A 13,371-nucleotide genomic window follows, 5' to 3' on the forward strand; every position below is an offset into this window, starting at 1 on the left:
CCAACCTCCGTGATCGAGCGGATGGATTCGTGATGTCGTAACCCCTGAATGGAAGACGGCCCCCGCAGGGGCCGTCGATCCATCGTTTCAGCTGTCGTCCCGCCAGCGCCGGAACCAGATGGCGCCGGCGATCATCGCCGCACCGGCCGCCGCACCAATCCAGAGCGAGGGGCTTGCCAGGGCGCTGTAGTGGTAAGCGAGGTCGAGGCTGTCGAGCAACGCCGCCGGGTCGTTGTGACCGGGCATCACGATCGGCGAGGCATTGCCGACCCAGCCGCCCGGGACCAGCCCGCCGAGCATCCTGCCCACCACGTTGCGCCAGTACCAGTTGCTCGACATATCGATCGAGCCCATCAGACCAAACCAGGAGACGATGACGCCCGATCCGACCGGCAGCGCGATAGCCCAGAGGAACGGTTTGCTCCTGGACCATGCCGAGCAGAGCAGCAGCCAACCCAGCGTAGGCAATGCCCAGACCGCATACAACGGGATCAGCAGGATCAGGTTCAGCACGACGCGGAAGGGGTGTGCCTCCATCATCAGGGCCCACAGGCCGATTCCGTGAACGCTCGCAGCGATGGCCATGAGGATCATCATTGCCAACCCGACGATCACGCCCACGACGATAGCGATGACCGGGGCTACGATGGCCGCGCTGGCAAGCTTCGACAGGACGGTCGAGGTATCGGACAGTGGCAGCGACTTCCAGAACAGGATGCTGCGGTCGCGACGATCGTCGTACAGCGCACCCAGGCAGTAGAAGAAGACCACGATGGCGGTAATGCCGAGGATGATCGCTGCGACCGCGTAGAGCATGATGTCGATGCCGGCGCCTGCGTTGTGCAGGTCCTGCGGGCTCATGTTGTACTGGAAGTGCATGTTGTCGCCACCGAACTTCAGTCCGCCCCAGTGCGCCTTGCCCAGGATCTCGCCGAGGATGATGCCCATCCCGTTGAGGACGAGGAAGACGATGCCGGTGATCACCGGGGCCCAGAAAAAGCCACCCTTGTGTTCCCAGAATTCGCGCTTGACCAACCAGTAGAAGGTTTTCATGCGTAGGTGCCCTTCATGGTGGCGACGAAGAGGTCGCCGATCGACGGACGTCGTACCTCRCCCAGGCGTTCCAGCTCGGGCCGGCTGACGTTGTCGAAGAGGAAAATGCTCTTGCCGAAGACCTGGCGCTCATCGAGTGGCTTCAGCTCCCTGGCGGCGTGTGCGAACTCGGCGCCGACCAGGACCTCGGCAAAGCGTTCGCCCAGGCTGTCCATGTCGGTGTCGAGCACGATCTTGCCGTCGCGGATGAACATGAGGTCGGTGAGGATGTGTTCGATCTCCTCGACCTGATGCGTGGTGACCAGGATGGTCTTTTCCTCGTCGAAGTAGTCTTCCAGAAGGCTCTGGTAGAACTGCTTGCGGTAGAGGATGTCCAGGCCCAGCGTAGGTTCGTCCAGAACCAGCAACCGGGCATCGATCGACATCACCAGGGCCAGGTGCAGCTGCACGATCATGCCCTTGGACAGCTGTTTCACCTTCTGCTGCGGCTGCAGCTTGGTGCGGGCGAGGAAGGCATCGCACTTGGCGCGGTCGAAGCGGGGGTGGGTGTTGGCGACGAAGTCGACCGCATCCTTGACCCGGATCCAGCGCGGCAGCACGGCTACGTCGGCGATGAAGCAGACCTGTTCCATGAGCTTGTCGCGATCCTTGCGTGGATCCAGGCCGAGGACGTTGAGCTGGCCCTCGAAGGTGGTCAGACCAAGGATGGCCTTGAGCGCCGTGGTCTTGCCTGCCCCATTGGGGCCGATCAGGCCGACGATGCGCCCCGATCCGATCTGGAAGCTGGCGCCATCCAGCGCCAGTGACGACTTGTAACGCTTGCTCAGGCCGGTGGCGGTAACGACCGCGGTCATGACGGATCCTCCGTGGAGCCTTGGGCTTCACGCATCAAAGTCTTGAGATCGAGGCCCATGCGCTGGAGACGGGCAAACAGTGCCGGCCATTCTTCGCGCAGGAAGCGCTCCCTTTCACTCTTCAGTAGCGCGTCGCGCGCTCCATCGATCACGAACATGCCAAGACCCCTCCGTTTCTCAACCAGTTGTTCGTCGACCAGCTCCTGGTACGCCTTGGAAACGGTCAGCGGGTTGATCTGAAAATCCCCCGCGACCTGGCGTACCGACGGCAGCGGGTCGCCTTCGTTCAAGGCGCCGTCCAGGATCATCGCCACCACGCGTTCGCGGAGCTGGCGGTAAATCGGGACGCTGTCGTTCCAGGTGATGGACATGTAGTTAATCCTTGGCCGTGCGGCGCAGTGCATTACCAAACGAATAGTAGGGCATGGCCAGCTGCGCGCCGATCAGCGCAGCGGCGCGATCTTCCGCGCTGCGCTTGATGGCGGCAGCCGCCGAGTCCAGGGTGGCCTCGCTAGCCAGGACAGCCTCGCGCACATCGGCGTCGGTGGGCCTCACCTGGATAGCGGGGAGGTCGACGACGCGGACGCCGTTGACAAAATAAGGGGCGGCGACCAGTGCAGCGGCGCGGTCATCGAAGGAGCGCAGGGCGAACACGCTGGTTCCGGCGATCAGGACAGAGGCGGTGAGTGCGATGAGGTTCGGCGCTTTCATGGTTCGACTCCGATGACTTTGCTGCAGGTCGGGCAGTGGGTTTAGAGGGAGGCGACGTTGGCGTCGGCGTCGGCGTAAACGACGACCGGGGCCAGGTCGGTGACGTGCGTGCCGTTGATCTCGGTGAGCGGGGCGGCAGCCGTGCTGGTGCTGTGGAAGCCGGCAAGGGTGGCGGTGGCGATGACGAAGGCGGCGGCGAGGGCGGCGACGTTGAGGTTGCTTTTCATGTCAGTACTCCAGTGGTGGTGTGGGTGACCGGTGTTGTAGTGAACTATAACACCAGATTTTTAGTCGTCAACCAGAATTTCGTGAAATTCCATATGACTTATGGCCTATGCCGTGCCGCGCTGTGCTGGTGGGGTGCGTCGGTGGCACTAGCTCTGATGCGGTTTGTGAGGAAAAGGTTTACCTGCGGAACCAGAGCTGTCTTCGGTAGGAGCCGATTCATCGGCGAATGGGTGCTCGCGATAACCCGGCCCGAAACGAAAACGGCCGGCCCTTGGAGGGGCCGGCCGTCAGCCGAGCGAGGTCGCGGGAGGTTTACAGCTCCGCGCGGAACTCCACGCCGATGATGCGCGGGTCGTTGACGAACGCCGTGCGGTTGTTGAAGTCGATACCGCCGGTGATCACCTTCTTGTCGGTGATGTTGCGACCGTAGAGGGCGATCTCGCGCTTGCCGAAGTCCCAGTTGTAACCGACGCGGATGCCGCCTTCGAGGAAGGGCTTGCTCTTGAACTCTTCGGAGTCGTACAGGAAGAAGTTCACTTCGCTGCGGTAGTTCCAGTCGGTGTAGACGAAGAACTCGCCGCTCTCGCCGTACGGGATGCCGTAGCGGGCCGTCCAGGTGCCGATCCACTTCGGCGCGTTKGGCAGCGAGTTACCGTTGATCAGCGCGTTGCCGTCTGCATTGAGCGGATCGAGGACCGTGCAGCCACCACCGCACGGCGCGATGGCCAGGTTCTTGTCCTTCAGCTCGGTGTGGTTATAGCTGCCACCGGCCGTCATGTAGAACTGCGGCGTCAGGTAGGCCTCGAGGTCGAACTCGGTGCCGTAGCCCTGGGTCTTCTTCGCGTTGATCAGCTGGGTCACGTTGCTTGCACCACCGACCGCGGTCAGCTGCTGGTTGTGCATGTCGTACTTGTAGATGTCGGCGTTGAAACGGACCTTGTTGTCTTCCGTGGTCGACTTGAAGCCGATTTCATACGAGGTGACCGTCTCCGGCCGTGCCGTGGAAATGCTGTTGGCGAAGGTGATGCGGCCCTGCACGCTGGGCGCGCGGAAGCCGTTGGCGACGCGTGCATACACGTTCGCATTCTTCGACAGCTGCCACGTGCCGGTGAGGTCGCCGCTCCAGCGCGAGTCGGTCGGCTTGGAGGTCAGCGGGCCGATCGGGCCGGTGAAGCCAAGGAAACGCTCCGCGCTGAAGTCACGCTTGTCGTGCGACCAGCGCGCACCGGCACGAACGTCGAACGCGTCGGTGAACTGGTAGTCGGTCGAGCCGAAGAGCGCCCAGGCCTTCGTATGCTGGCTCTGCTCGACCAGGCCATTGAGGGCGTGGTTGTTCAGCGTGTCGTACGAGTAGTTGGTGATCGCGACGTCTTCGTCGAAGTAGTACGTGCCCACCTGCCACTTCAGGCGTTCCGAGCTGTCGTTGGACAGACGGAATTCCTGGCTGATCTGGCGATCCTTCGGCAGTGCGTCGGCGGTCTCGGAATAGAAGGGCGTGGTGCGGTCGGTGCTGCTCGGGCGGGCCGGCGTCTCGGACGCGTCGTAACCACCGTCGACGTCGCCGAGGCTGTAGGTCTGCGCGCGCTCCAGGCCGGTGATCGAGGTGAAGTTGAGATCACCGAAGTGCCAGTTCAGGTGCAGGTTGCTGCCCCAGGTGAACAGGTGCTGCTTGTTGTTGCCGTCCTGCGAGACCGAGTCGCGGTCGAAGCCCTGCACGAACTGATCGCTGCCCAGGGTGATCGCATTGGCGCGGTTGACCATGGCGCTGCCGTCGAGCAGGCGGCCGTGTACGTTGATCAGCGCGTCGAAGTCGTCGGAATGCTTGTACAGGGCCTGCAGGCGAACGGCGCGGTCGTTGTAACCGCCGAGGTCGTCCTTTTTGCCCTTGTAGTCGTTGTCGATCCAGCCATCGCGATGCTGGGCGATGGCGGAGACGCGGCCCGACCAGTCGGAGCTGATCTTGCCGCCGATGGCGGCTTCGGCATTGGCCGTGCCGTACGAGCCGTAGGAAACGCGCGCGTAGCCTTCGGTTTCCTGGGTCGGCTTGCGCGATTCGAACTTGATGACGCCGGCCGGCGAGTTACGGCCGAAGAGCGTGCCCTGCGGACCGCGGAGCACTTCCACCTGCTCCAGATCGAACAGCGGGAAGCCCTTGAGGATCGGGTTCTCCTGGACAATGTCGTCGTAAACCATCGACACCGGCTGCGACGCATTGAGGTCGAAGTCGCTGTTGCCGAGGCCGCGGATATAGAAGCGCGGGAACTCGCGTCCGTACGAGGTTTCGGCATACACGCTGGGCGCGCGTGCAGCGAGCTGGAGTACGCCGTCGCCCGCCTGGCCAAAGGCCTCGAGCTTCTCGGCCGTGATCACGGTCATCGAGATGGGCACCTTCTGCAGGTCTTCCGTGCGCTTTTCAGCGGTGACGGTGACGGTCTCCAGCGTGGCCGTCTTGGCCTTCGGAGCGTTGGGCGCGGCGTCCTGTGCGAAGACCGGGCCGACGGTGAGCGCCGTGGCGATGGACAGGGCAATGACGAGACGTCGCGGCATACGACGCGAGCTAACGAGAGACATGGTGTGGTCCGCCTGGGGGGTTCCTGGGTGAGAGTGCCTCGCCAACTGCGGTCGAGCCGGTCCCCTGGCGAGGGAGCGTCTTTACGAATTATCCCTTGTGACGTGGGCATGACGGAAGTGTTGCAACGCAGAAACCTGCGTGGATTGGCGTCGCTTGCCACTGTCACCGAAGTGCAATGGAGGGCGGATAACGTGCCGGTGAATCAAGCGAGTTGGCGACGTTTAACGCCATTAAGCGACAGTATCGCCGACGTTTGAGGTTTTTCTCAACCGTTTCTATGAGTAATTTCGGAGCCAACTGACCATGAAGAGACTTCCCCTGGCCGCCGCCTTCTGGACGATGTGCGGTACCGCGGCCGCCGAGGGCGCGCCGCAAGAAGCCATCGAGCTCTACGTCGACACCGCCACCCGGCAGCTATTTGCGGAGCCGGGACCGGGCCGGCAGCGACTCGGCAAGTTCGCCCAGGTAACCGACACGCCGGCGCCGGTCGCGGCCACGACGGCGGCTCCGACGGCCGCCACCGCGTCGGCAGGCAGCACCGCGCAGCCCGCCGTGGCCGCCAGGTCGGCGTCGTCGGCCACGCCGGCGGCCAAGGCCTGGTACGACAAGATCGGCATCCGCGGCTACCTGCAGATGCGCTACAACCAGGAAGTCGGCGGGGATGCGAAGGACCTCAAATCCCCCGGCGATCGCTACATCGGGCGCGAACAGGGCTTCGGCATTCGCCGCGCGCGCGTCGTCATCAGTGGCGACGTGACCGACAAGATGTCGATCTACATCCAGCCCGACTTCGCCAGCACGCCGACGGGTTCGAGCACCGGTAACTTCGCCCAGCTGCGCGACGCGTACGCGGACCTTTGGCTGGACAAGGACAAGACCTATCGCATCCGTGCCGGCCAGTCGAAGATTCCGTACGGTTGGGAGGATCTGCAGTCCAGCCAGAACCGTCTCGCCCTCGATCGTGCGGACGCGTTGAACTCCGCCGTTCGAGACGAGCGCGATCTCGGTGTGTTCTTTTACTGGACGCCGAAGGAGATCAAGGAGCGCTACGCCTACCTGGTCAAGTCGGGCCTGAAGGGCTCGGGCGATTACGGCGTGTTCGGCGTCGGCGTGTACAACGGGCAGGGCGCCAACCGCCCCGATCGCAACGACCAGCTGCACTCGGTGATCCACTTCTCTTATCCGTTCAAGTTCGCCAACGGGCAGTACCTCGAGGTGGGTGCGGACGCGTATTCGGGTCGCTACAAGGTGACGACCGGTTCGGCGACCATCGACGGCCGGACGTTCACCCCGACGGTGGACGCACCCGTCGCCGGCTCGACGGACCGTCGCGTCGCGGCCCACGTGGTGTATTACCCGCAGCCGTTCGGGTTCCAGGCGGAGTGGACGGTGGGGCAGGGCCCGGAGCTCGATGTCGCGCGCCGCGTTGTCCGCACGCAGTCACTGCGTGGCGGCTATGCACAGGTGATGTACAAGTTCGACGGCGACTACGGCTCGCTGATGCCGTATGCGAAGTGGCAGACCTATCGCGGCGCGGCGAAGTTCGACACGAACGCACCGAAGATGCAGGTGGATGAAATCGAGGCCGGCATCGAATGGCAGCCTTCGAATGCGGTCGAGCTGGCGGTGGCGTGGGCGAACATGCGCCGTACGGATGTGAGTACGGCGCCTTATCGTCGGATCGACGGGCAGTTGCTGCGCATGCAACTCCAGGTCAACTACTGAGCAAGTCGGGTAGGAGCCGATTTATCGGCGATGGTGCTCGCGACACCCTGGCCCGCTGCCGCGGGATCGCCGATGAATCGGCTCCTACACGAGCTGTCGTGCGGAGTTATTTTTTCTTTTTGGCCGGCGCAGCGAGAGAGCTTTCGCGGATGGCCTTGAACTCGCTGCCGTCTTTCCACACCGGCCAGACATCGCTGTCGGCGAGCTTTTCGCCGAGGGCGTAGAACGCCTTGACGTTCTGCGTGACGCCGTCGAAGTTCCAGCGCATGTCGTAGACGTCGGTCGGCTGGTGGTAGTGATTCTTGACGTAGTCTTCCTCGGCAGCCTCACCGGCCGCCTTGCCACCGACCACCATGTCGATGCCGCCGCCGGCGGACAGGGCCGGCACGCCGGCCTTGGCGAAGTTGAAGTGGTCGGAGCGGAAATAGTGACCCTTCTCCGGTGAGGCATCGCCGCTGACGACGCGACCGTCTGCCTTGAGCACCTCGGCGAAGATGTCTTCGAGATCACCCTGGCCCAGGCCGACGACCTCCATGTCCTTCGTCGCGCCGGTGATCGGCAAGGCGTCCATGTTGATGTCGGCGACGGTCTTGTTGAGCGGGAAGGGTGGGTGGGCGACGTAGTATTTCGAGCCGAGCAAGCCCGATTCTTCCATCGTCACCGCGGCGAAGATTACCGTGCGCTTTGGCTTGTCCTGGGCGAACTTGCCGGCGATCTCCAGCAGGGCGGCGATGCCGGTGCCGTTATCGACCGCACCGTTGTAGATCTGATGGCCCTTCAGCGAGGGGTCGTGGCCCAGATGGTCCCAGTGCGCGCTGTAGACAATGGCCTCGTCCGGTTTGTCGCTGCCCTTGACCATGCCGATGACGTTGTTGCTCAGCGAATGCGTGATCGCGCTTTGCAGGTGGATCGATGCCTTGGCATCGAGTGGCACTGCCTTGAAGCCGCGCACGTCGGCCTGTTTGGCGAGGTCGTCGAAGTTTTTTCCCGCTTTCGTAAAGAGGCGCTGCGCGGCTTCGTGGGTCAGCCAACCGGCGACCGGCAGGCGGGGCGACGGGTCTTCGCTCTGGGGAAGATCGAGCCGGGGCGTGGACCAGCTGCTCTGGACCACGTTCCAGCCATACGCAGCGGGCTCGGTCTGGTGGACGATGAACGCGGCGGCGGCACCCTGGCGAGCGGCCTCTTCAAACTTGTAGGTCCAGCGGCCGTAATAGGTCATCTCGCGACCCTTGAAGAGCTTCGGGTCGTTGGCGTTCCAGCCCGGGTCGTTGACCAGGATGATCACCGTCTTGCCCTTGACGTCCACACCGTCGAAGTCGTTCCACTGGGCCTCCGGCGCATTGACGCCATAGCCCACGAAGACGACGTCCGAGTCCTTGAGGTCCACATCCGATTTTGCCTGCAAGGTGCCGGCGACCATGTCGCTGCCGAAAGCGAACGCTTCCTGGCCACCCCCTTCGGCGACATCGAGCCTGACGTTGGCCGTATCGGTCAGCGCGGTGGAGACGGCGGGCACGGATTGCACCCACTCGCCCTTGTTGCCCGGCTCCAGGCCCATCCGCTTGAACTGCTCGATGATGTAGTTGGTGGTCAGGCGCTCGCCCAGCGTGCCGGGCTTGCGGCCGTCGTATTCGTCGGATGAGATCACCCGCAGGTGGGCGGCGAAGTCGTCCGGCGTGATCTCGGGGCTGAAGGTGTGCTGCTCGTTCGCCACGGCGGGAAGCGGCGGTGGTGGCGAGGTGGCAGCTCTGGCCGGGGCGGGAGGCGGGGCCGCCGCGGTCTTGTCTTCGTCGTGGGACTGGCAGGCCGCCAGGGTCAGGGCGGTCAGGCAGGCAAGAGCGAGTCGACGCATCGGCGGGGAGCCCCATGGGTGGAAAAGGAGGACTCCGAGTGTACTGGCAAGGGCGGCCCTGTCGCCGGGGCGGCAAGGGCCCCATAATGGTGGGTTATCCCGTTCCCGGAAGACCCCTCCCCATGCGTATCGGCATCGACTTCGGAACCAGCTACTCGGCCGCCGCGGCCATCGTGGACGGTCAGCTCGAACTGGTCCGTTTTGGCGACGCGCGCCAGTTCCGGACCGCGGTTTTCTTCCCCGAAGTGGTGCCCAACGTCGACGACTTCGTCCTGACCCCGGCCCTGGAGGCCCAGGTGGACGCGTTCGTGCGCGCCTCGCGTCTCGACGAGCGCCAGGCCGGCCGGACTCCGCGCGGCGACATGGATCTGCGACGCGACGCCATCCGCGTCGTGCGCCGTCAGTGGATGGAAGAGCGCACACGCGAAGCCTCGGCGTCCGTGGCCAGCTTCCAGGATGCCCTTTTCGGCGAGGAAGCCGTCGATGCCTACCTTGAAGAAGGCACGGGCAACCTGATCGAATCGCCGAAGTCGATGTTCGGCTACAAACTCGATCCGCGGGTGCGCAAGACCATCGTCAGCATCGCGGCACACATCCTGGAGCACGTTCGCCTGGTGGCCACCCGGCAGTTCGGCACGCCGGTCCGCGAGGCGGTCATCGGGCGTCCGGTCGAGTTCCGCAGCTCCATGGGGGCGGCCGGCGGCGAGCAGGCCCTCTCCATCCTGCGCGAAGCAGCGCGTATCGCCGGTTTCGACGAGGTCTCGTTCCTCGAGGAGCCCGCCGCCGCGGCCATGCATTACCACCAGTCGCTGGCGGAGCGTCAGCGCGCGATCATCGTCGATATCGGCGGTGGCACGACCGACGTCGCCTATGCCGAACTCGGCGCCGGCGAAGTGCCGATCATGCATCGCAGCTGGGGTTTGCCGCGCGGCGGCACGGATCTCGACGTCGGCGTGAGCCTGCACAGCTTCATGCCGCGGTTCGGCAAAGACCTGAGCGGCGTGCCGGTCCACCATTTCGTCGAAGCGGCCAGCGTGCACAACCTGCCCAAGCAGCGCGAGTTCCGTAAACAGGACTATCGCCTGGTGGATGAGCCCTTCGGGTCGCGCCTGCGTGCCCTGCAGGGCACCGGTGCGACCACCCGCCTGAACCAGTCGGCCGAGCGGATGAAAATCGATCTTTCCGCATCCGACGAAGCCTCCGCGACGCTGGATTTTATCGAGGCAGGTCTGACGATCGACGCGGTTGCCGGCGATTTCCGTGCGGCTTCGGAAGACTTCCTCGACCGCATGGGGCGGCTTCTCGATCAGGCGCAGGCGGACATCGGCGAGGCACCGGCGAGCGTTTTTCTCACTGGCGGCACGTCCCGGTCGCCGCAGGTTCGTGAGCGGGTGGGCGCAAGTTTTCCCGGCATACGGGTAGTACACGGCGACCCCTCGCTGGGTGTAGTCTCTGGGCTCGCACAAGCAGCACTTTTATCAAATTCATCAATCGCTTCCGATAGTCGCTAAGCTAATTCGGCATATTCACAATGTCCGAGCATGTCCTGCATTACATGGTTAGTTGTAGCGTCGGCGCGGCTCGATTGAGAAAGTGAGTTTGTGCCGACCGATGGAGATTCAGTCGCGGCAGGGGTGGCCTGCCAGTGGATGCTGCGGGGGTGCATATGGGAAGGGTTAGCGTTCGGATACGGGTGGGCAAAGGAACAACCAACCGCAGGGAGGTAGGCGCATGACTCGCCCTTCCAACATTCAGGGGCTGGAAGATTACGATCTGGTCAGTCTGGGCGCGGCACTGGGCATGTGCGAGGTCGATCTGTTGACCCTCAGCCCCGCCCGGCCCCGCGCATCGATCGCGTCGAAGACGCACGACGGCGTTACGTATCTCACCGGCCACATCGACTTCGATGTGCGTGGTTCCCTTACTGTGCCTGACGACGCATGCATGCTCGTCTACCTGCACGAGACCGGCGAACGCAGCTGGTGCCAGGGCGTCGGTGTCGAGTCGGAAATGGGCGTGACGCTGCTGCGTGGCACGCCAACCGACTTCATGTTCGAGCGCGGCACGCGGTTCACCCTCGTGGTTGCCCCGTATGCACGCTTCCGCGCGCGATTCATGGCCTCCGACCACGCCGATGTGGACATGGCCGCGCAACGACTTCGCCTGTTTTCGGTGACCTCCGACCATCTCAAACGCGCTTACCGGCAGATACGCGAACGCGTCCGCGAGGTCGAGGATCTGGCCTTCGGGCCGGTCGAGGACCTGCTCGACGAGCACATTCGTGTCGCCCTTGGATCATCGTCCGAAGAGCGACCGGTCGCCTCGCGCGGTCGGCGTGCGCATTACCAGGTCATGCGACGCGCGGAGCGCTTCATGCGTGCCAATCTGCGTCGCGATATCTACTCACAGGAGCTCTGCCAGGCGGCAGGGGCCAGCGAACGCGGCCTGCGCTATGCGTTCGACGACCTGCTGGGCATTCCGCCCAACCGCTACCTCGCCATGCTTCGGCTGTGCACGGCTCACCGCAGCCTCGTCACGGCGGAAGCCGGCCGACGCTCGGTCAAGTCCGTGGCACTCAGCTGCGGCATGTGGGATCTCTCGCGCTTCGCTGAGAAGTATCGCAGCGTGTTCGGTGAACAGCCGCGGGAGACCCTCGTACGCAGCGCACCTGCGGATGATCTGGCCCCCGCGGAAGAGTTCGAAGGCTGGTAGCGATCACGGCGCACGGACGCTGCCGTTTACGACTATCCCGTTGCCGCAATTGATCAACGGGACCGGCGTCCTCCTTCTCTAATCGATCCCATCACGTCCATTCGGGCGTGTTGGATCGATCCAGTGGAGATGGCCGTGATCAGTCACACYGCGCAGGTGCGCAGCGGGGCGTTTGAGCCCGCGTCGGACAACTTCGGGTTGCCTTTGCGCGCCCGTAGAGGTATTGGTAGTGCAAGTCACGCACTGCCAGTCATGTCGAAACGATTCGAGATACGTCTTATAGCTCCTTCCGGCTACGCCGAAGATCGCGCCGCCTGCCAGCGAGGCATTGAACGCCTGCAAGCCGCGGGCCACACGGTCCTCGGCGCCCATGTCGTCGACCGCGTGTCGTTGCGTTTTGCCGGTAGCGACGCCGAGCGCGCGGCGGACATCAATCAGCTCGCCAACCCCGACCTGCCGCTGCCGGACGTCGTCATGGCGATTCACGGCGGCTACGGGGCCATCGCGCTACTGGCACACCTCGACTACGAAGGCCTGTCGGCGCGGTTCGCAGAGAGTTCGTGCGTGCTCGTCGGGCATGGCGATTTCACGGTGATCCAGTGCGCGCTGTATGCGCGCTGCCGGATCGGCTCGCTCTTCGGTCCCATGCTGGTCCAGGATTTCGGTGCCGGGTACCTGCGCGAGAACACGTGGCGGCACTTCTGGCAGACCCTGCAGTCGCCGCGTACCGACATCAGCTGGCTGTGTCCGGAAGGGCAGCAGGACATCCACACCGAGGGCACCCTATGGGGCGGTAACCTTTCGGCACTCTGCAGTTTGATCGGTACGCCGTACCTGCCCGTGATCGACGACGGCATCCTCTACGTCGAGGAGACGGGCGAGCAGGCCTATCGCGTCGAGAGGATGCTGTACGAGCTATCCCTGAGCGGTGTCCTCGCCACGCAGCGGGCGATCATCCTGGGCGGACTGGGCGGCCAACGCGTCAGCGAATACGACAACGGCTACGACATCGAGCACGCGCTCGATCGCTTCGCCGCAGCCTGCGGCATTCCCGTCGTTCGTGGTCTTGCGTTCGGTCACGGGCAGGACAAGTGGACCCTGCCGTTCGGCGCCCGCGCCGTACTCGACGTCGCTGACGGCACGGCCGAACTGCTCGTGACTGGCTATCCGTATAAGGCCTGATCGGGCCTGAGCCGTAGAAAGCCTGAGCCCCAGGGCTCAGGCCGGTGATACGGCGCTCAGCCGAGCGCCGTGACCTGGGTGGCGCCGATCACGCCGATGAAGACGATCGAGAGCATCCAGAATCGTGCAGGGTCTCGCCACACGCACACGCCCAGGCAGACGATGCCGAGCACGCAGGAAACGATGCCGGCGGCGTGCAGGCCCAGTGTGATCAGTGACGGATCGGAACCGCCCGTGGCGATCATCATCGGTCGGAAAATGGCGTACCACGCCAGGACGAGGCAGGCGCCGCCGACGATACCGAGCAGCCAGTTGGCAGGATGATTCTTCGGCAGCATATTGATGCCGAGATAGATCGCGAGAACAACGACAGCGAAAACGACGAGCAGCAAAGCCATGCGTTAACCCCTTTGTCTTTGTCGTGGCTCGCGGTCCCCACCGCTAGAGCCAACCGCCCGAGCATGGCCCATCGGGCCCTGCAG

12 protein-coding genes are annotated in these 13,371 nt (G+C 64.0%); 4 read left to right on the forward strand and 8 right to left on the reverse strand.

The genetic code is table 11. The features are described from left to right. Positions 1-87: 87 nt before the first annotated feature. The 6 genes from AC1DYM_RS14885 to AC1DYM_RS14910 all read right to left on the reverse strand — a co-directional run bounded on the left by AC1DYM_RS14885 (position 88) and on the right by AC1DYM_RS14910 (position 5,417). Positions 88-1,053: a hypothetical protein gene (locus AC1DYM_RS14885; RefSeq protein WP_477339581.1), complete on the reverse strand. Its 966-nt coding sequence runs from the start codon at positions 1,051-1,053 to the stop codon at positions 88-90. Beyond that, the gene (locus tag AC1DYM_RS14890) at positions 1,050-1,907 is read right to left on the reverse strand and encodes an ABC transporter ATP-binding protein (protein WP_046969112.1); all 858 of its coding nucleotides are present in this window, start codon (positions 1,905-1,907) and stop codon (positions 1,050-1,052) included. The genes AC1DYM_RS14885 and AC1DYM_RS14890 overlap by 4 nt, the downstream gene beginning before the upstream one ends. Beyond that, on the reverse strand, positions 1,904-2,278 hold the full coding sequence (locus tag AC1DYM_RS14895) for a GntR family transcriptional regulator (RefSeq protein WP_046969113.1): 375 nt from the start codon (positions 2,276-2,278) through the stop codon (positions 1,904-1,906). Before AC1DYM_RS14895 ends, AC1DYM_RS14890 begins: the two co-directional genes overlap by 4 nt. Before the next feature lie 4 nt (positions 2,279-2,282). Continuing rightward, entirely contained in the window at positions 2,283-2,618 is a 336-nt protein-coding gene (locus AC1DYM_RS14900; protein WP_477339583.1) for a hypothetical protein, read from the reverse strand. Between the two features lie 41 nt (positions 2,619-2,659). After that, complete coding sequence (locus AC1DYM_RS14905; RefSeq protein ID WP_477339585.1) at positions 2,660-2,845, reverse strand: hypothetical protein; 186 nt, start codon at positions 2,843-2,845, stop codon at positions 2,660-2,662. Between the two features lie 313 nt (positions 2,846-3,158). Then, positions 3,159-5,417 (reverse strand): TonB-dependent receptor, encoded by a 2,259-nt coding sequence (locus AC1DYM_RS14910; RefSeq protein WP_477339587.1) that lies wholly within the window; start codon positions 5,415-5,417, stop codon positions 3,159-3,161. A 304-nt stretch (positions 5,418-5,721) separates the two neighbouring features. Between AC1DYM_RS14910 and AC1DYM_RS14915 the strand changes: the two genes are divergently transcribed. Next, on the forward strand, positions 5,722-7,143 hold the full coding sequence (locus AC1DYM_RS14915) for a porin (protein ID WP_477339589.1): 1,422 nt from the start codon (positions 5,722-5,724) through the stop codon (positions 7,141-7,143). Positions 7,144-7,249: 106 nt separating this feature from the next. On the opposite strand, the gene AC1DYM_RS14920 is transcribed toward AC1DYM_RS14915, so the two are convergent. Further along, positions 7,250-8,995: a M28 family metallopeptidase gene (locus AC1DYM_RS14920; RefSeq protein ID WP_477339591.1), complete on the reverse strand. Its 1,746-nt coding sequence runs from the start codon at positions 8,993-8,995 to the stop codon at positions 7,250-7,252. A 122-nt stretch (positions 8,996-9,117) separates the two neighbouring features. Here AC1DYM_RS14920 and AC1DYM_RS14925 point away from each other — a divergent pair, with 122 nt between their 5' ends. The 3 genes from AC1DYM_RS14925 to AC1DYM_RS14935 all read left to right on the forward strand — a co-directional run bounded on the left by AC1DYM_RS14925 (position 9,118) and on the right by AC1DYM_RS14935 (position 12,889). Continuing rightward, the gene (locus tag AC1DYM_RS14925) at positions 9,118-10,506 is read left to right on the forward strand and encodes an Hsp70 family protein (RefSeq protein WP_477339593.1); all 1,389 of its coding nucleotides are present in this window, start codon (positions 9,118-9,120) and stop codon (positions 10,504-10,506) included. A 220-nt stretch (positions 10,507-10,726) separates the two neighbouring features. Further along, the gene (locus AC1DYM_RS14930) at positions 10,727-11,707 is read left to right on the forward strand and encodes a helix-turn-helix domain-containing protein (RefSeq protein WP_477339595.1); all 981 of its coding nucleotides are present in this window, start codon (positions 10,727-10,729) and stop codon (positions 11,705-11,707) included. A 252-nt stretch (positions 11,708-11,959) separates the two neighbouring features. After that, positions 11,960-12,889 carry an LD-carboxypeptidase gene (locus tag AC1DYM_RS14935; protein ID WP_477339597.1) on the forward strand — a complete coding sequence of 310 codons (930 nt, stop codon included), beginning with the start codon at positions 11,960-11,962 and terminating at the stop codon, positions 12,887-12,889. A 56-nt stretch (positions 12,890-12,945) separates the two neighbouring features. Here AC1DYM_RS14935 and AC1DYM_RS14940 read toward each other — a convergent pair whose 3' ends face one another. After that, positions 12,946-13,287, reverse strand: coding sequence for a hypothetical protein (locus tag AC1DYM_RS14940; protein WP_046969573.1), 342 nt, complete (start codon positions 13,285-13,287; stop codon positions 12,946-12,948). Positions 13,288-13,371 lie beyond the last annotated feature (84 nt).

The organism is Luteibacter sp. P1_D3 (assembly GCF_056406135.1).

Coding starts and splice junctions, on each gene's coding strand:
- AC1DYM_RS14885 (WP_477339581.1), bottom strand. CDS start 1,053: ATGAAAACCTTCTACTGGTTGGTCAAGCGCGAATTCTGGGAACACAAG.
- AC1DYM_RS14895 (WP_046969113.1), bottom strand. CDS start 2,278: ATGTCCATCACCTGGAACGACAGCGTCCCGATTTACCGCCAGCTCCGC.
- AC1DYM_RS14900 (WP_477339583.1), bottom strand. CDS start 2,618: ATGAAAGCGCCGAACCTCATCGCACTCACCGCCTCTGTCCTGATCGCC.
- AC1DYM_RS14905 (WP_477339585.1), bottom strand. CDS start 2,845: ATGAAAAGCAACCTCAACGTCGCCGCCCTCGCCGCCGCCTTCGTCATC.
- AC1DYM_RS14915 (WP_477339589.1), top strand. CDS start 5,722: ATGAAGAGACTTCCCCTGGCCGCCGCCTTCTGGACGATGTGCGGTACC.
- AC1DYM_RS14920 (WP_477339591.1), bottom strand. CDS start 8,995: ATGCGTCGACTCGCTCTTGCCTGCCTGACCGCCCTGACCCTGGCGGCC.
- AC1DYM_RS14925 (WP_477339593.1), top strand. CDS start 9,118: ATGCGTATCGGCATCGACTTCGGAACCAGCTACTCGGCCGCCGCGGCC.
- AC1DYM_RS14930 (WP_477339595.1), top strand. CDS start 10,727: ATGACTCGCCCTTCCAACATTCAGGGGCTGGAAGATTACGATCTGGTC.
- AC1DYM_RS14935 (WP_477339597.1), top strand. CDS start 11,960: ATGTCGAAACGATTCGAGATACGTCTTATAGCTCCTTCCGGCTACGCC.
- AC1DYM_RS14940 (WP_046969573.1), bottom strand. CDS start 13,287: ATGGCTTTGCTGCTCGTCGTTTTCGCTGTCGTTGTTCTCGCGATCTAT.